Source organism: Streptococcus intermedius SK54 = ATCC 27335, from assembly GCF_000413475.1.
GTDB lineage: Bacteria > Bacillota > Bacilli > Lactobacillales > Streptococcaceae > Streptococcus > Streptococcus intermedius.
The window spans coordinates 42,763-61,295 of record NZ_ATFK01000006.1 but is presented as its reverse complement, the minus strand read 5'-3'; the positions used below and the strand labels follow the sequence as shown (position 1 = coordinate 61,295).

Genomic DNA, 18,533 nt, shown 5'->3' with positions numbered 1-18,533 from the left:
TTTATCTTAATCTAAATACCGAATCAAGTTTTTCTCTGTTAAAATATCCGAATAAGTATAGGATTCGACGTAAGTATTTTCAATCTCACCTGGATTACTACTATTGTTGGTATATTCAACAATAAACAAAGAAGGATAGACTTCAATTAAACGACCTTGCTTATTTTTTTGACGTTTACGACCGTTTTCAAGAGTCATTTCCACCATTTTTCCTTCATGAGCCTTGATTTCTTCTTTAATTTTTCTCATTTTTGCAACATCTGTAAATGCATCACTCATTATCTATTCCTCTCTCTTAGAAATACTTGAAAACTTATTGTACTCTTTTTGGAAAATCAATTCTACCGTACCACGTGCGCCGCTACGATTCTTTTCAATAATTACTTCAACCTTGTTATTTGGAAGTCCTTCAGCTTCTTCACCACCACGTTCATAGTAATCATCTCGATATAAAAATGCAACAATATCTGCATCCTGCTCAATTGAACCAGACTCACGAATATCTGATAAAACAGGCCGTTTGTCTTGACGTTGCTCCACGCTCCGTGATAATTGGCTCAATGCAATAACCGGCACTTTCAGCTCTTTTGCTAAAATCTTTAATTGACGAGAAATTTCCGAAACCTCTTGCTGGCGATTTTCCCGACCAGTTCCTGTAATCAACTGCAAGTAGTCAATTAAAATCAAACCAAGATTTCCCGTTTCTTGTGCTAATTTTCGAGCACGTGAACGAATCTCTGTGATTCGAATTCCTGGAGTATCGTCAATGTAAATGCTAGCTTCTGCTAGATTCCCTTGCGCAATCGCATACTTTCCCCATTCCTCATCCGTTAATTGTCCTGTTCGGATTGAATGCGACTCAATCAAGCCCTCTGCTGCCAACATTCGATCCACCAAGCTCTCAGCACCCATTTCCAAAGAAAAAATAGCAACTGTCTTATCTAGCTTAGTTCCAATATTTTGTGCAATATTAAGGGCAAAAGCAGTCTTACCAACTGCAGGTCGAGCTGCCACAATGATTAACTCTTCTTCATGTAAGCCCGTAGTCATGTGATCCAAATCTTGGTAACCTGTTGCAATCCCTGTAATATCAGACGTCTGCTGAGATCGCATTTCCAAGCTGCCAAAATTGAGATTCAAAATCTCTTTAATATTTTTAAAACCACTTCGACTAGCATTTTCACTAACATCAATTAACGCTTTTTCCGCGCCAGCAATGATTTCATCTGCAGGACTAGCACCATCATAAGCTAGGTTGATAGAGTCTGTCAAACGTGAAATTAACCGCCGCAAGACAGCCTTTTCTGCTACAATTTTAGCATAATACTCAGCATTGGCAGAAGTCGGCACTGAATTTACCACTTCAACCAAGTAAAACAAACCACCAATGTTTTGCAAATCACCCTGACTGTCTAAAATATTACGAACAGTCGTTGCATCAATGGCATCACCTCGATCTGCCAAATCAATCATCGCTTTAAAAATTAAGCGATTAGCATATTTAAAGAAGTCGCTTGGCTCGATATATTCACGAACAAAAACTAGCTTACTCTCATCAATAAAAATCGCACCTAAAACAGATTGTTCTGCCAAAATATCTTGTGGCTGCGCTCGTAATTCATCAATATCTGCCATAAGACCTCCTCTCTTAAAAAATCATTTTTTCATTAGCCTTCTTTTACACGTAAATTGATAACGCTAGTCACATCTTGATAAATTTTCACTGGCACATCAATCAAGCCAACAGAACGAATAGGATTCTTGACTTGAATCAATCGTTTATCAATCTTAATTCCAAATTGCTTTTGTAATTCTTCAGCAATTTTTTTACTGGTAATAGAACCAAAAGTACGTCCATCTGGCCCTACTTTTTCAGTAAATTCAACAATTGTACTTTCTGCTTCCAGCTTTTCTTTAATGGCTTGTGCTTCAGCTAACATTTCGGCATGTGCTTTTTCTTCTGATTTTTGTTTACCGCGAAGCTCGCCGATAGCTGCTGCAGTCGCCTCTTTTGCAAGATTTTTCTTAATCAGAAAATTCTGTGCATAGCCAGTAGGCACTTCTTTAATTTCACCTTTTTTTCCTTTACCTTTTACATCTGCTAAAAAGATTACTTTCATTCTTCTAACTCCTTATCTTTTAGTACTTCACGAACAATAATTTCATTTAAGTGTTGTACGACTTGTGCAATTGTCTGGTCAGAGATTTGCGCTGCTGCCAAATTAAAATGACCGCCTCCACCCAGTTCTTCCATAATCCGCTGTACATTGATTTTACTACGACTGCGAGCAGATATCGATATATTATTTTGTTTGTTTTTGCCAACAACAAAGCTAGCTTCAATCCCTGACATTGCTAGCATAGCATCTGCAGCTTTACTAATAACAACTGTATCATGACATTTTTCTTCTGTCCCAGTAGCAACGAGAACATTTGGCAAAATTTTCTTACCGTTTAAAATTAGCTCATTCACTTCACGATATTCATCAAAATCTGTTGCTGAAATATCTTGAATAGCCACACTGTCACTTCCGCGTGTGCGTAGATAACTCGCCACATCAAACGTACGACTAGTTACACGAGAAGAGAATCTTTTCGTATCCAGCATAATTCCAGCCATCAATACACTAGACTGCATTTTGCTCAAGCGTTTTGACTTAGAATTTTGGAATTGAATCAATTCTGTTACCAATTCACAAGCACTGCTTGCTCCACTTTCAATGTAGCTAATAATGGCATTTTCTGGAAAATCCTGGTCTCTTCTATGGTGATCAATGACAATCATTTGATTAAATAAATCATAAAAGTCTTTTGATAAAGTTAGCGCTGTTTTTGAATGATCCACCATGATTAGCAAAGAACGATTGGTTACCATTGTCATTGCATCAGCGACTGAAAGAAGATTGGTCTCGCCTTCATCCTGCAACCTGTGGACTGCTCGTTCAATGTCTGCCGCCATTTGATGAGGATCATAGACTGCATAGGTTTGTTCAATAATATTGCTAGAAAACATTTGCATTCCCACAGAAGAACCAAGCGCGTCCATGTCTAGATTTTTGTGTCCAACTACAAAAACTTGGTCCACACTTTTAATCTTATCTGAAATAGCTGTCATCATAGCTCGTGTGCGAGTACGTGTCCGCTTTACAGATGCAGCTGAGCCACCACCAAAGTAAACAGGATTTTTTAATTCATCATTTTCCTTTACAACAGCTTGATCACCACCACGAACTTCAGCAAGGTTCAAGTTTAACAGAGCTACTTTACCAATCTGTTCATGATTGCTATCTCCATACGAAAATCCCATACTCAAAGTAAGAGGAATTTCCCGCTTTTTCGCCTCTTCCCTAAACTGATCAATCACTGTGAACTTATCTTGCATTAACTGATCCAAAACTGTGTAATCTGTAAAAATATAAAAACGATCCATCCCCACACGACGAGAAAACATGGCGTATTTTTCGGCAAATTCAGCAACAAACTTTGCGATGAAACTATTAATATGACTAATATCTGAATCCGAGACAACATCCTCTAGATCATCATAATTATCAACTGAAACAATGCCAATAACTGGTCTTGTCGTCACGAGTTCTGTAGTTGCTTCATATTCACTAGATGCATCAAAAAAATAAAATACACTTGAAGCATGATCTAAATACACTGAATATTTAGTATCTCCAATCGTTGCATACGAGCCTCCACCTTCCAAAGGTGTTTTAGTTATTTTTTGCAGCAAATCCACATCAAATTCACCGTCTTCATTCGTTAGAATTAGCTCTGCATAAGGATTAAACCATTCCACATTTCCAGATGCTGGATCAACTTTCACAACACCAACTGGCATCCTTTCAAGTAATGATGCCAAACTATTTTCTGCTTGATCGTTTACATACTGGATTTGTTCCACTTCGTTAATTTCATAACTCTTTTGTTGGAAAATCAATAGAAAAATCAAAACAGCTAGCACCAAAAAAAGAGTCAATAACATCAAGATGCTACTACCAAGAACTCGTAACAAAATGGCTAAAATTCCAAAAGAAACAATGCCCATGATTATAAAATGTATTGGAGTAAAACGAAATTTTTTCATCATAAACCTCTTAACCGCCATTTTACCACAAAAGCTCTAAAAAAGCGAGCTTTCCCTAAATAAAACCACACCAATTATATCGTTAAGCATCTAAAATACAAAATCTTTCTACTCTCCTAAGTAAACTTGACAATAAAAATAAGTTATATCCCCTTTATATCAACTTAAATAACCTATTGCTTTACAATGCTGTCAACTTCAATTTATAAAAAATACTTGCTCAACAGTATGAACAAGTATCTTCATCATTATTTTTTTGTTTTTTCCTGGTTTTTCGAAATACTTCGTGATTTTCCTTCCAAATAGACCATCAGAATTGAAATATCTGCAGGATTGACACCAGAAATCCGACTAGCCTGACCAATAGTTTCTGGGTTTATTTTCTTAAACTTTTGACGAGCTTCTGTAGCAATAGAATCAATATCATCCCAATCTATAGTTGCTGGAATGCGTTTTTCTTCCATGCGCTTCATTTTTTCAACCTGATCCAATGCTTTAGAAATATAGCCTTCATATTTAACTTCAGTTTCAATCAATTCAATAATCTTTTCATCTAAAACTTCAGCTGCTGGACCAATAAAATTGATAACATCTTCATACGAAACTTCTGGACGACGCAAAAATTCTTTCGCTGTAACTGCGTCTGTCAATGGTTTAAAGCCTAATTTTTCAACCATTTCATTCGTTTCTTTAATTGGCTTTAATTTAATAGAATTCAAACGCTTCATTTCAGTTTCATATTGATGTTTCTTAATTTCAAAACGCAGCCAGCGCTCATCATCAACCAATCCTACTTTATGTCCAATTTCAGTCAATCGCATATCCGCATTGTCATGACGTAAAATGAGACGATATTCGGCTCGACTAGTCAAAAGACGATACGGCTCTACCGTTCCCTTAGTGACCAAGTCATCAATCATGACCCCAATATAACCATCACTGCGTTTCAAAATCAGTTCTGGTTTTTCTTGAACTTTTAGAGCTGCATTGATCCCTGCAACAATGCCTTGTCCTGCTGCTTCTTCGTAACCAGACGTCCCATTCGTTTGCCCAGCTGTAAACAAACCTGAGATTTTCTTAGTTTCTAGAGTAGCACGAAGCTGATGTGGCATAATCATATCATATTCAATCGCATAGCCAGTTCGCATTAATTCAGCATTTTCAAGTCCCTTAATAGAATGCACTAAGTCTTTTTGAACATCTTCTGGCAAACTCGTTGAAAGCCCCTGAATATAAACTTCTTCTGTATCTCGTCCTTCCGGTTCCAAGAAAAGTTGGTGGCGTTCTTTGTCCGCAAAACGAACAATTTTGTCTTCAATGGATGGGCAGTAACGTGGACCAACCCCCTTCACCATACCTGAAAACATTGGTGCACGATAAAGATTGCTTTGAATAATTTCATGACTCTCTGCATTAGTATAAGTCAACCAACAAGGAATCTGATCTTTAAGGTAGTCCTCATCACGAGAAATATAAGAAAAATGATTCGCTTTTTCATCTCCAGGCTGAATATCCGTTTCCTCATAATTGATAGAAGAGGCTTTAATACGTGGAGGTGTACCCGTTTTAAAACGTCCAATTTCAAATCCTAAGTCACGTAAGTTATCTGCTAGGCTAATTGCGGCTAAGCTATGATTCGGACCAGAAGAATACTTCAAATCTCCAATAATAATTTCTCCACGCAGGGCTGTACCAGTTGTTACAACAACTGCCTTTGCAGCAAACTCTTGATGCGTAGCTGTTTTCACACCAATGACTTTCCCATTCTCGACTAGAATCTCATCTATAACGGTTTGACGCAAAGTCAGATTTTCTTGGTGTTGAACCGTCTTACGCATTTCTCTGGAATAGAGTTCTTTATCTGCTTGAGCACGAAGAGCACGAACAGCAGGCCCTTTCCCAGTATTAAGCATCTTCATCTGAATATAAGTTTTATCTATATTCTTAGCCATCTCTCCGCCTAGAGCATCCACTTCCCGTACAACAATTCCCTTAGCAGAACCTCCAATAGAAGGGTTACAAGGCATAAAGGCTAACATTTCAATATTGATTGTCGCAAGTAAAACTTTACAGCCCATCCGGCTGGCAGCCAGAGAAGCTTCAACTCCTGCATGCCCAGCACCAATCACGACAATATCATAACTTTCAGTAAAATTGTGTGTCATCTTTTTTCCTTATTCTTCACCAAAAAAGTCAAACCTCTAGAAGTGCAGGACAAAAGTCCTACAACATCCATGAGCTTTGACCATCATAGTTATTGCTATATCTATTTTAGCAGATTGTTTCAATATGTCAATTTAAATATACTGTTGAAGCTTTCCATTTTTATAAGCATTGTCAATTAGGCCTCCACCAAGACACTCTTCTCCATCATAAAATACAACAGCTTGTCCAGGTGTAATAGCGCGTTGCAATTCTGCAAAATTGACAATTGCCTTGTCACCCTTTACAGTAACTGTCACCTTAGAATCTGGCTGACGATAGCGAAACTTAGCAGTACACTCCATAGTAAATTCTTCTGGCATTTCTTTTGTGAAATGAACCTGACTAGCGTCAAGACTGGTTGACATTAAGTTGTCATGATAAAAGCCTTGACCAACATAAAGAATATTTTGACTGAGATCTTTTCCAACAACGAACCAAGGTTCATTATCACCACCATTCTGACCGCCAATTCCAAGACCACCTCGCTGGCCAATAGTATAATACATTAAGCCTGCATGCTGGCCCATATCTCGACCTTCAAAGGTCATCATGCGACCAGGTTGGGCAGGTAAGTATTGGCTCAGAAATTCTTTAAAATTCTTTTCGCCAATGAAGCAAATACCAGTTGAGTCTTTTTTCTTAGCAGTGGCTAAACCTGCTTTTTCAGCAATTGCTCGAACTTCTGGCTTTTCTAGATGCCCCAGAGGAAACATAGTCTTCTGAAGTTGTTCCTGAGACAGTTGACTTAGAAAGTAAGTCTGATCCTTGTTATTATCCTTACCTCTCAGCATGTGGACTAGGCCATCTTCATCTCTCTTTACCTGAGCATAATGACCAGTTGCAACATAATCTGCTCCCAGTGTCAAGGCATAGTCAAGGAAGGCTTTAAACTTGATTTCCTTGTTACACATGACATCTGGGTTTGGAGTCCTACCAGCTCGGTATTCTGCCAAGAAATATTCAAAAACGCGATCCCAGTACTCCTTTTCAAAGTTGACAGAGTAGTAAGGAATGCCAATTTGATCTGCAACAGCTGCTACATCCTTGTAGTCTTCTGTAGCTGTGCAAACACCAAATTCATCTGTATCGTCCCAGTTTTTCATGAAGATGCCAATCACATCATAACCTTGCTCTTTCAAGAGCAAAGCAGTTACTGATGAATCAACACCTCCGCTCATACCAACAACGACACGAATTTTAGAGTTATCACGCATTGTATTCTCCCATCTTTTCGTTATTTCACGATTGAAGGTCGTGCTGTGCTTTCAACGATTGAAGGTCGCTTGAGCAAGATTTATTATAACATGAAATAAGTTTAAGAACAAATTTCAACAGCCAAATCGTTCTACCTTTACACCGCTGTAAACTAAAAATGTGATAGACAAATTATTGAGATAGTGATTGAAAAATGGAAATTCCTTCAAAAGAGTTTTTCAAAACTTGATATACTAGATTTCTAGCTTGTCGCTAAAAATGATGGTCCTTTTTGCAATCAACTACTACATTAAAAGCTTACACCTAGAAAAAATAGGCTGAGACATTTTGTCCCAACCTCAATCACTTTTTATATGTATCAATACCAGCCATTTGCTAGCCAGAAAGCTTTAGCAGCTGACCAAGAACCATAACGACCTGATACATAAGCATCTGCTACTTTTTCTTGATTTTCTGCTGATAAGTCACCATTTAAGTAAGACAAGCTCAATTGATATCGGCCATAATATTGGCCATTTCGCGCTGTGTAACTACCACTTGATTCTTTTTGTGCAATCCATTCTTTTGCTGATGCATCTTCAGCACTCAAACCAGATGATGCGGCAGTGGTAGTCATTGCAACTGAATCATTCAACTCTAAGACCTGCCCAACACTAATCAGATGGATATTACTAATCTTATTTTTCTGAGCAATGTGATCAACTGTTGTATTATGTGATGTAGCAATAGCTGAAAGGGTATCTCCAGATTTCACTGTATAGCTATCCGCATTTGCAAATGTAGGAAGAAAAAAGATTGCTGTTACAGCTAAGGTCATTAAACCCACTTTTGTTCGTTTGCTCGCATTATTTAAATTCAATATCATTTAAATTCTCCTTTCCTGTGATAGAACTATCATATACCTTAATTATTACTATTCTTTTTGTTTTCCATTAAAAATATTACAAAGAAATTGAGGAAAGGCTAAAATTCGCCCTCTATTTCTTTGTTTTAAGCTTCCTATAAGAAGACTGCCCTCAAAGCAAGTCTAAATTTAATCCAATTTCCCTTTATCACCTAAAAAGGCAGAAAAATATACTGAACTTTGATATAATGAAGATAATGAATCTATAAGGAGTTATGATGAACTCACTAAAATTTCAATCTGTTTTTGATATTATTGGACCTGTGATGATAGGTCCATCTAGTAGTCATACAGCAGGTGCTGTTCGTATTGGAAAAATTGTTTCATCCATTTTTGATGATAAGCCGACTGAAGTCGAATTTCAACTATTTAATTCTTTTGCAAAAACCTATCGAGGGCATGGTACAGACTTGGCTTTGGTAGCGGGAATTCTGGGAATGAATACAGATGATCCTGAAATTCCAAACAGCCTTGAGATTGCTCATCAGCGAGGCATTAAAATTATCTGGACGATTCAAAAAGATAGTAATGCTCCACATCCAAATACAGCTAAAATCACCATTAAAAATGATCGTAAAATGATTAGTGTTACGGGTATTTCTATTGGTGGTGGGAATATTCAAGTGACTGAGTTAAATGGTTTCTCTGTTTCGCTCAGCATGAACACTCCCACAATTATTATCGTTCATCAGGACATCCCTGGAATGATTGCTCATGTTACGGAAGCACTCTCTCGTTACCACATCAATATTGCACAAATGAATGTCACAAGAGAAAAAGCTGGTGAAAAGGCAATTATGATTATCGAGGTGGATAGTCGTAGTTGTGACCAAGCAGTAGAAGAAATCCGCAAAATACCCCACCTCCACAATGTCAATTTCTTCAAATAGGAGAACTCATGTTTTATTCAATCAAAGAATTAGTAGAACAAGCTGATTTAGACTTTCAAGGTAGTGTAGCCGAACTTATGATTGCTACTGAATACGAGCTGACAGGGCGTAAACGTGACGAAGTTTTACGGTTAATGACCAGAAATCTAGACGTTATGAAAGGTTCTGTCATTATGGGATTGGACGAAAGTAAATCTCGGAGCGGATTGACAGGTGGCGATGCAGCCAAACTTCACAAATATATTCAATCAGGAAAGGCGCTTTCGGATTATACGGTCTTAACAGCAGCCAAAAATGCTATTGCTGTCAATGAATACAATGCGAAAATGGGGCTAGTTTGTGCAACACCAACAGCTGGAAGTGCTGGTTGTTTACCTGCCGTTCTCACATCAGCTATTGAAAAATTAGAACTTACTGAAAAACAACAACTAGACTTTCTATTAACTGCTGGAGCTTTTGGTCTAGTTATCGCTAATAATGCGTCCATTTCAGGAGCTGAAGGTGGTTGTCAAGCTGAAGTTGGCTCAGCAGCAGCCATGAGTGCAGCAGCACTTGTTCTAGCAGCAGGTGGTACAGCATTTCAAGCTAGCCAAGCAATTTGCTTTGTTATTAAAAATATGCTTGGCTTAATCTGTGACCCTGTTGCAGGTTTAGTCGAAGTCCCTTGTGTTAAGCGAAATGCTATGGGAGCCAGTTATGCTTTCATTGCTGCTGATATGGCTTTGGCAGGTATTGAATCTAAAATTCCTGTTGACGAAGTGATTGATGCAATGTATCAAGTTGGGACAAGTATGCCAACTGCCTTTCGCGAGACTGCTGAAGGAGGTTTGGCAGCTACACCTACTGGTCGTAAATTATCCAAAGAAATTTTTGGTGAATAACTTCTTTTACACAAAATATTGGTGTACTAGTTTCCAATTTCAAAATAAATGGAGCTAATTATACTTGAAACACTGCTTTGAGGCTATAGATAGGATAGAGCTTATCAAGGAAGTTCTATCACTATTCACTTTTTAAACCCAGAAAAGTATTTTCAACAAAAACTCTACTTCCTCCATTCACTATCTTTATCGTTCTCACGAACTACCTCATCTCTTATATATAGACTATGCAAAATTTTAAATATATTTTTTTCGATTTAGATGGAACTCTTGTTGATAGCTCAATAGGAATCAAAAACGCTTTCCATTATGCATTCACTTCATTACATATAAAAACTCCAGAAAGCAAAAAACTAGATACCTTCATTGGACCACCTTTAGAAGTAAGCTTTGCTTCTACTGTCCCAGAAACTGATCTTAATCAAGCTATTTCTTATTTTAGAGAATACTATAAAGATAAAGGTGTGTTTGAAGCTCAACTTTACTATGGTATAAAAGAACTTTTAATAGAATTAGAAAAGTCAGATTACCACATCTACATCACTACTAGTAAAAATGAGTCAATGGCTAATAAAATGGCACAATATCTAAAAATTGATAAGTATTTCAATGGTATTTTTGGTTCACTTCCAAATTCTTACTATAAGGCAGATGTTTTAGCACGCGCTTTAAATCATTCTCACGCCACTCTGGAACAGTCTGTTATTGTTGGAGATACAAAGTTCGATATGATAGGTGGGAAATCTGTTGGCATTAATACTCTAGGAGTTTTATGGGGATTTGGAAAGAAAGATGAATTAACTATCAATGGAGCAGATTTTATCTCAGATTCACCTCAAAATCTTTTAACAACATTGATAAATAAGACTTGACACAATTTGTAAACTACGTTTACAACGTTACGTACCTGCGTTTATTTGTCTCACACCTTACACCTAACAGAGCGAGATAGACTGAAAGTCACAAAAATCCAAAAAAGATGAGTAAATCAAGTACAGATTTACTCATCTTTTAATTAACTCATTTATTGTTATTCCGCTTAATAATTCCAAGCAGATAATCCTTGTGCCTTATATGCACGATAAGCAGCTTGAATTTGGTCATTTACTGTAGCTGTTGAACCCCAACCTGGCATTGTTTGAAAAAGACCACTAGCTCCTGATGGATTGTAAGCATTTACTTGCCCATTTGATTCACGAGCAATGATATGTTCCCAAGTTGACGCTGGAACACCTGTCAATTCTGCCATACGAGCAGCTGCATAAGCTCCTGTAGTACCAGCAGTGTTTCCATTAGGAAGAACCACATTTGAAGAACGGTTTGCTGTAGCTGGTTGTGAATAAGTAGTTGTCGTAGCAGGTGCATTATATGTCGCAGCTTTGTAAGTTGTAGTTGTTGAAACTTTCGAACGTTTTTCTTTATCAAGTTCTAAAATTTGTCCAACTTTAATGAAGTCAGGATTTTCAATTTTATTAAGTTCAACTAGCTTTTCAACTGATGTATTTTTTTCTTTAGCAATTTCTGATAAAGTATCACCTGATTTAACAGTATAAGATTCAGCACTTGCAATAGTTCCTGTTGCAAAAAAAGCAACTGCAGTAAAAATTCCTGATAGCGTTAATTTCATTGTTTTCATGTATATATTAATTTCTCCTTTTTTCGTATAATACTATATTACACGTAAAATATTTCTGTAATCTTAGAATTGTATTACAAAGATTACAGAAATATTGATTTTATACGCAAAAAACGCTTTAAAAGGCGTTTTTTTGCTAACAATAATATAACTTTTTAACTTTTCAAGAAAAATAACATCAGAGCCAAAACAAATATAGTAAAAATAGAGAATGTATCTTCTTTTTTCCACCTCAACTGTCGATAACGGCTTCTTCCCAAACCGCCTTGGTAACCTCTTGCCTCCATGGCAGTCGCCAAAGCATCCGCACGTTTAAAACTAGAAGCAAATAACGGAATTAAAATAGGAATGGTTGATTTTACCTTTTGCACAATACTCCCTTCACCAAAATCAACACCACGTGCTCTTTGAGCATTCATAATTCGTGTTGTATCATCCATCAAAGTAGGCACGAAACGTAAACTCATTGATAACATCAAACCTATTTCATGAATAGGTATCTTTAATGCCGCTAAAGGTTGCAATAATGATTCAACTGCATCTGCCAAACTAAGTGGCATTGTTGTTAAAGTCAGGAGAGTAGAAAAAATAATAATTAAAAGAAAGCGGCTAAAAATGATGCCTGACTGAGCTAAACCTACCTCTGTGATTCTTATAAAGCCAAATTGAAATAACACCGAGCCACCAGATGTAAAAAATAGTTGGAATAAAGTCGTAAAAGCAATCAAAAAGACCATAGATTTTAATCCTTTAAGAAAAAATCCTAAAGGAATTTTGGAAAGTCTAACCAATAACATTGTAAAGGCAAATAATAAGCCATTAGTTACAATATTATTTGCCAAAAAGATAATTAAAATAAAGAGAAACATTGACAAAAGTTTGCTGCGAGGATCTAATCGATGAATAATTGAGTTCCCAGAAACATATCGTCCTAAAATCATGCTATCCATGTAGTAACTCCTTAAATTCTTTTAATGTAATAGGTAGATATGGAAGAGTTAGCCCTCTATTTTTTAATTCTTGTGCAAACTTTGTAATTTTGGGGACTCCTAGTTGAATACTTTCCATAAACACTACATCTTGAAAGACTTGCCGAGGATCTCCACTTTTTACTACTCTTCCTTTTTCCATTATATAGACAGTATCTGCAAAATTAGCAACATCATCCATCAAATGTGTCACTAAAACAATGGTCATCCCTGCTTTATGTAATTGCTTAAATAGACTCATCAATTCTTTACGTCCAGCAGGATCCAAACCTGCTGTTGGCTCATCTAACACAAGAACATCTGGTTCCATGGCTAGAATGCCAGCTATAGCTACTCGCCGCATCTGTCCCCCAGACAATTCAAACGGACTACGTTCAAATAATTCTTCTGAGATTCCAACAAGAGCTAAATTTTTACGTGCTAAACGTTCCGCCTCCTCTTTTGATACACCAAAATTTTGTGGTCCAAAAGCAACATCTTTTAAAACAGTCTCATCAAAAATCTGACTTTCTGCAAACTGAAACACCAATCCCACTTTTTTACGTACTTGCTTAATATCTTTGTTTACAGACGTAGAAGTAATTTTGAGTTCATCAATCACTACACTTCCTTCAGTTGGGACTAAAAGCCCATTCAACAATTGTAAAATAGTTGATTTTCCACTACCTGTATGACCAATCAAAGCAGTATATGAGCCATCTTTTATTTCTAAATTGACTTCAAAAAGGGCAGGACCCTCAAAGGGAGTGCCTACTTGATAAGCATAACTTACATTTTCTAAAGTAATTCCCATAAATTATCCTGCAATTCTTTTTCCGTTAAATAGTGCTCTGGCAATTGAAAACCTAATTTAAACAAAGTTGATTTTACTTGGTTTGTAAAAGGTTCATCTAAACCTAAGTCTTCTAAATCTGTTCGTGAGAAAAGTTCACTCGGTGTACTAGTTGATTCTACCTTTCCTTCTTTCATCACCAAAACTCGATCACTAAGGGCTACTTCATCCAAATCATGTGTAATAGAAATAACAGTCATACCATGCTGATCTTTAATCTTTTTAACTGTCTGAATCAACTCTAAACGCCCTTCTGGATCCAACATACTAGTTGCTTCATCTAAAATAATAATATCTGGGCGCAAAGCAACCACACCAGCAATGGCTACGCGCTGCTTTTGACCACCAGAAAGTCTTGCTGGTTCACGTTCTTTAAAATCTTGCATTCCAACAATGCTTAATGCTTCATGAACTCTATCAAACATCGTTTGGTAATCAACCCCTTGATTTTCCAAACCAAAAGCAACATCATCCTCAACAGTTGCCCCCACAAATTGATTATCTGGATTTTGAAAAACCATTCCAATATGCTGACGCTTCTCCCAAACATTTTCAAGAGTTAATTTATCTCCATCAATGAATATCTCACCGCTTTCTGCTTCCAATAAACCATCTATTAAACGAACTGTTGTAGACTTACCACTGCCATTGTGCCCAACAATAGATAGCCATTCTCCTTGTTTCACGTGAAACGTAACATCTTTAAGAATATAATTATTTGCATGATTATCGTATTTGTACTTTAAATGCTGAACTTCAATGATATTTTTCATATTATCTAAATGTATCTTTAAAAAGATAGGCACTTCCTTTGAAATAGTCATAACCGGAATAAATCGTAAAAATTAATGCAATATATAGTAAAATTTGCCCTAGCCATGTCCAATGCAGTAACAGAAAAATAATGGAAAACATCTGTGTAAATGTTTTAATTTTTCCCGGCATAGCTGCAGCTAAGACTGTCCCCCCCGTTTCAACCAATAATAATCGCAAACCTGTAACAGCTAACTCTCGGCAAATGATAACTGCAACAACCCAAGCAGGTGCCATATTCATTTCAATCAACATAATAAAAGCCGACATTACTAATAACTTATCTGCCATTGGATCAGCAAATTTCCCGAAGTTCGTTACAACATTCCATTTACGAGCTAAATAGCCATCCAAGTAATCTGTAATACTAGCTACTGCAAAAATAACTGCTGCAAAGACATGCATTCTAATAGAATGACCTAAGGACAATACTAAAATAAAAATCGGAATCAAAGCAATCCGTAACAAAGTTAAAGCATTGGGAATATTTTCTTTTTTCATTTTTATTTCCTTAATATTTTACTATAAGTGTAATCGTACCAGTCAAGCTTGTCAAGCCTGATGTATCAATTTGTTGATTATCAATTGTAATGGTTACACCTTTCACCACACCAAGAGTAATTGTTGAAGTGGTTCCAGGAGAAATGACAGTTGACACAGTTTCTTTTTCAGGGCTTAATGTAACCCCACCTTCCAAGTCTGTACCTGTAACACTTACCCAACTGCTTGTACCACTAACAGATAATTTTAAGTTGACAGGGTTTGCAACACCTGTCAACGTCGCTGTCAATTTATCACCATTTCCAGATACAATCAAATTTGTTTTTGAACTACTAGATGATTCACTAGAAGTAGACGAACTAGAAGAATTAGTTGTCTGTTTATTTACAATACTATAACTTGACGAAGGGGTTGTTTGTAATGAATTGTGTTGAACATATGTCCAAACATAATAACTAACAAACGATAGAATAGCTAGTGCTAAAATAGTCAAATAGAACAATGGTAAAAAAGAAGTTCGCTGTTTTCTTGTTCTTCGACTTCTAAAATTCTCTTCCTCATTAACATCTACTTCATCATAAGCAATCATACTCCCTTCTTCATAAGCATCAAGAATAATCCGTTCATCTAAATCAACAGCCCAAGCATATTTTCTTAGAAAAGAACGAGCATAAAAAGGACTAGGGAGACGATCAAAATCATCAGCTTCCATAGCTTCCAGTAACTCTAACTGAATATCTGTTTTCTTTTGTAAATCTTCTAAGTTCATCCCTTGATTGATACGAGCTAATCTTAGGACTTCACCAATTGTTTTTTTTCTCATACGCTCTAGCCTTCTTTCTATTAAACACTATTTTACCAAATTTCGCTAAAACATGAAATCATTTTGGAAAAATAGTAAAGTCAACCATTTCACAAGAATCAATAAAATGATGCCCTATTTCTACTATGTCGACTAAACTGATTGTCTGTAATATTTTGGGTAAATCAAATAAATTCTCACCCTCTACAAAAGTTTCATATTGAGTTGCAATATATTCTAATGAATTAAGCCCATGCAAAAAATCACCAAACATTTCACTTTTTATGGTATCAAGATGTTCTTCTGTCACATCAGGATCGTTTTCAAAATTCCAAATTACCGAACGAAATTGGTGAGAGAGAGCAACTGGTTCACTAGTATCCATCGTCAGCATCACAAAGTGAAAATCTTTTTCAACCTCAACTTCTAATGATAGTGAGTTATCGATTTTTCCAAGTTCATAAAGTGATTGAAATCTTTTAGATGTCCAACCAAACATCATTGCAAACAGCAGCTTTAGGCTAATCTTATAACGAAATAAATTAATTCCTACTAAGGATTGATTCCCACGTAATCCAATTGCGAGTTTAGAACTCGCCACTTCCATTCGCACACTTCCTGTAGAAATAACGGGATTTAATGTAAGTGGAAAGCGTGGAATAAAATCTTGTTTAGCAAAAGACTCTAAACATTCCTGCTGCTCTTGAATAACAGTAATGGTCTTTTCTAAGTCAAAATCGCCAATCAACAGTAAGCTCATATTAGATGGACAATAAAAACTTTCAAAATTTTTATCCAAATCTTCAACTGTTATTTCTGTAACTGATTCAATGCTTCCTGCAATATCTTCTGCCAACGGAGTATCTGGATAAAGGTTTGCTAAAGTGTGAAAGTACAAACAATAATCTGGATTATCCTTATACATATCAATTTCTTGCTGGATAATTTCTTGTTCACGTTGAACAGATTCTTCTGTAAAATACGCATTTCCTAGTAAACTTTGCAACAAACTCACACTTTCTAACACATTATCTGTCGCTGAAAAAAGATAGCTAGTCTTAGTAAAACTTGTAAAAGCGTTGCCCTCTGCACCTAATTCAACAAATTGTTGTAAAATATCTTGACCATGTTCATCTTCAAATAATTTATGTTCTAAAAAATGAGCAACTCCTGCAGGATATTGAACAACTTGATTAGCGCCATGCGGAATAAAACGAGTATCAATTGACCCAAAATTTACAGTCATAATCCCATAGACTTCATTAAATTCTTGTTTAGGTAAAAAAAATACTCTTAGACCATTTTGTAAAGTAGATTGATAGACTACCTCTCTAACTGCAGGATAATCCTTCCTCTCTATTTTTAAAGGTTGCATTAATTTCCTTCCATAAAATAAACTGCCTGTAAACTAAGTTGTCTTGCAACAACAATAATATCTTCTCGACTAACTGCATCTAAAGTATTTAACAAAATATCAATTGGCATAAATTTTGTCTGAAAAACAGATGCCATATAAGCTCGTTCCATCAATGTATTTTGCTTATCTAAGGAACAAAGAATAGTATTTCGTAGCATTTTTTTAGTCTGATTTAAATCTTCATCTGTAAAGCGACCCTTTTTTAAATCTCCAATTTGTCTATAAATGAGACTTACTGTTTTGGTTCGATTTGTTTTATCAATTCCAGCATAGATACGCATCATACCTGAAAAAATATCAATAGTGCTAGAAATTGTATAAGCTAAGCTTTCTTTTTCGCGAACATTTACAAATAATTTTGAATGAGCAAAACCACCTAAAAGTCCATTCAATATAATCAGAGGGATATGATATTTATCTCCATATTGAATTGAAAAATGATAGCCTAATTCAATTATGGATTGATGAGCATCATTTCGTTCCAAACCTTCTTTTAAAATACTAGAAAATTCTTGATGATATTGTGGTTGTAAAATAAGTTGACGAGGTTGTAAAGCAAAACTTTTCAAATGCTCACAGACTTCAATCTCATTAAATTCACCTATAAAAAATATATCAATCTTGTCATTTTGAAGCATTTTTTGAAAAATGGCAAAACTACTTTCTGACGTTTCTTTTTTTACAAGATCTAATGTAGCAAAAGAAGGAATCTGCATCTCCGGTTTTGTATAAAATAATTTATTCAATTTTTGATGGGCATAATAAAAGTGATCTTCAATTTCAGCCCTTAAATCATTGAGTATATTCTTCTTTTCAACTTCAAAAATAACCTGATTAAAAGATTTGCCATCTACTAAAGGTTTTAACAAGCTATCTTTCAAAAAATCAAGTATCTCTCCTGTTAATGTATTTTTACGACTTAAAAATGTGTCACTAACAAAAGAGACATCTAAGTCTACATAATGAGTTAACCCTCTTCGTGATAACCTTGTTGAAAAGTTTGCACCATAAAGATTTGCTAATCGCTCACGAAAAATTTGTGGCGTGGGATAAATTTCATTGGCTGTTTCAAGCATATTTGCCAACAGTACACGCCCTGCAATCGTATTCACAGACATTGGAGCTGAAAATCTCATCTTTATTCGATTGGTTTTAAATTTTTTGGATGGTATAAAATGGAGATCTACTCCAGAAACTAGCTCCATAGCGTTCCTCATATTCTTTTAATACTGACTTCTATTATATCACGAAACAGTGGCCAATTTCTCATTCAAGCATTACTCTTTTTAACTTAAAACGTTTTCTTCAAAATATAATTTAATTATTTTAATATCATCTTTTCTTTCAATTATGAT

18 protein-coding genes are annotated in these 18,533 nt (G+C 35.9%); 3 read left to right on the top strand and 15 right to left on the bottom strand.

All coding sequences use genetic code 11. The features are described 5' to 3' along the window. Positions 1-6 precede the first annotated feature (6 nt). The 7 genes from HMPREF1654_RS08165 to apf form a co-directional block, all read right to left on the bottom strand. Positions 7-279 carry a Veg family protein gene (locus HMPREF1654_RS08165; RefSeq protein WP_003071603.1) on the bottom strand — a complete coding sequence of 91 codons (273 nt, stop codon included), beginning with the start codon at positions 277-279 and terminating at the stop codon, positions 7-9. A 3-nt stretch (positions 280-282) separates the two neighbouring features. Beyond that, complete coding sequence (gene dnaB, locus HMPREF1654_RS08160; protein WP_003077340.1) at positions 283-1,635, bottom strand: replicative DNA helicase; 1,353 nt, start codon at positions 1,633-1,635, stop codon at positions 283-285. A 32-nt stretch (positions 1,636-1,667) separates the two neighbouring features. Next, positions 1,668-2,120 (bottom strand): 50S ribosomal protein L9, encoded by a 453-nt coding sequence (rplI, locus tag HMPREF1654_RS08155; protein ID WP_003077184.1) that lies wholly within the window; start codon positions 2,118-2,120, stop codon positions 1,668-1,670. Continuing rightward, on the bottom strand, positions 2,117-4,093 hold the full coding sequence (locus HMPREF1654_RS08150; protein WP_003077249.1) for a DHH family phosphoesterase: 1,977 nt from the start codon (positions 4,091-4,093) through the stop codon (positions 2,117-2,119). The genes rplI and HMPREF1654_RS08150 overlap by 4 nt, the downstream gene beginning before the upstream one ends. A gap of 248 nt (positions 4,094-4,341) precedes the next feature. Beyond that, positions 4,342-6,258, bottom strand: coding sequence for a tRNA uridine-5-carboxymethylaminomethyl(34) synthesis enzyme MnmG (gene mnmG / locus HMPREF1654_RS08145; RefSeq protein WP_003077182.1), 1,917 nt, complete (start codon positions 6,256-6,258; stop codon positions 4,342-4,344). 132 nt (positions 6,259-6,390) lie between these two features. Further along, on the bottom strand, positions 6,391-7,536 hold the full coding sequence (gene mnmA, locus HMPREF1654_RS08140) for a tRNA 2-thiouridine(34) synthase MnmA (RefSeq protein WP_331436700.1): 1,146 nt from the start codon (positions 7,534-7,536) through the stop codon (positions 6,391-6,393). A gap of 335 nt (positions 7,537-7,871) precedes the next feature. Beyond that, entirely contained in the window at positions 7,872-8,378 is a 507-nt protein-coding gene (gene apf, locus HMPREF1654_RS08135) for an aggregation-promoting factor (RefSeq protein WP_003075446.1), read from the bottom strand. A 257-nt stretch (positions 8,379-8,635) separates the two neighbouring features. Here apf and sdaAB point away from each other — a divergent pair, with 257 nt between their 5' ends. From sdaAB to HMPREF1654_RS08120, 3 genes are all read left to right on the top strand, one after another. Next, on the top strand, positions 8,636-9,307 hold the full coding sequence (gene sdaAB / locus HMPREF1654_RS08130) for an L-serine ammonia-lyase, iron-sulfur-dependent subunit beta (protein WP_003075448.1): 672 nt from the start codon (positions 8,636-8,638) through the stop codon (positions 9,305-9,307). Positions 9,308-9,315: 8 nt separating this feature from the next. Beyond that, positions 9,316-10,188 (top strand): L-serine ammonia-lyase, iron-sulfur-dependent, subunit alpha, encoded by an 873-nt coding sequence (sdaAA, locus tag HMPREF1654_RS08125; protein ID WP_003075451.1) that lies wholly within the window; start codon positions 9,316-9,318, stop codon positions 10,186-10,188. 227 nt (positions 10,189-10,415) lie between these two features. After that, a complete protein-coding gene (locus tag HMPREF1654_RS08120; RefSeq protein ID WP_003075453.1) occupies positions 10,416-11,060 on the top strand; it encodes an HAD hydrolase-like protein in 645 nt (214 codons plus the stop codon). Between the two features lie 167 nt (positions 11,061-11,227). Here HMPREF1654_RS08120 and HMPREF1654_RS08115 read toward each other — a convergent pair whose 3' ends face one another. From HMPREF1654_RS08115 to yfmF, 8 genes are all read right to left on the bottom strand, one after another. Beyond that, positions 11,228-11,824, bottom strand: coding sequence for a LysM peptidoglycan-binding domain-containing protein (locus HMPREF1654_RS08115; protein WP_003075455.1), 597 nt, complete (start codon positions 11,822-11,824; stop codon positions 11,228-11,230). A gap of 155 nt (positions 11,825-11,979) precedes the next feature. After that, positions 11,980-12,774 (bottom strand): energy-coupling factor transporter transmembrane component T family protein, encoded by a 795-nt coding sequence (locus HMPREF1654_RS08110; RefSeq protein ID WP_003077187.1) that lies wholly within the window; start codon positions 12,772-12,774, stop codon positions 11,980-11,982. Continuing rightward, complete coding sequence (locus tag HMPREF1654_RS08105; protein ID WP_003077391.1) at positions 12,767-13,606, bottom strand: energy-coupling factor transporter ATPase; 840 nt, start codon at positions 13,604-13,606, stop codon at positions 12,767-12,769. The genes HMPREF1654_RS08110 and HMPREF1654_RS08105 overlap by 8 nt, the downstream gene beginning before the upstream one ends. Next, positions 13,591-14,418, bottom strand: a complete 828-nt coding sequence (locus tag HMPREF1654_RS08100; protein ID WP_003077214.1) for an energy-coupling factor ABC transporter ATP-binding protein — start codon at positions 14,416-14,418, stop codon at positions 13,591-13,593. Before HMPREF1654_RS08100 ends, HMPREF1654_RS08105 begins: the two co-directional genes overlap by 16 nt. A 1-nt stretch (position 14,419) precedes the next feature. Then, positions 14,420-14,959, bottom strand: a complete 540-nt coding sequence (gene pgsA / locus HMPREF1654_RS08095; RefSeq protein WP_003077406.1) for a CDP-diacylglycerol--glycerol-3-phosphate 3-phosphatidyltransferase — start codon at positions 14,957-14,959, stop codon at positions 14,420-14,422. A gap of 10 nt (positions 14,960-14,969) precedes the next feature. After that, the gene (gene rodZ / locus HMPREF1654_RS08090) at positions 14,970-15,782 is read right to left on the bottom strand and encodes a cytoskeleton protein RodZ (RefSeq protein ID WP_003077154.1); all 813 of its coding nucleotides are present in this window, start codon (positions 15,780-15,782) and stop codon (positions 14,970-14,972) included. Between the two features lie 58 nt (positions 15,783-15,840). Continuing rightward, entirely contained in the window at positions 15,841-17,136 is a 1,296-nt protein-coding gene (gene yfmH, locus HMPREF1654_RS08085; protein ID WP_003077336.1) for an EF-P 5-aminopentanol modification-associated protein YfmH, read from the bottom strand. After that, the gene (yfmF, locus tag HMPREF1654_RS08080; RefSeq protein ID WP_003077165.1) at positions 17,136-18,383 is read right to left on the bottom strand and encodes an EF-P 5-aminopentanol modification-associated protein YfmF; all 1,248 of its coding nucleotides are present in this window, start codon (positions 18,381-18,383) and stop codon (positions 17,136-17,138) included. The genes yfmH and yfmF overlap by 1 nt, the downstream gene beginning before the upstream one ends. Positions 18,384-18,533: the final 150 nt, after the last annotated feature.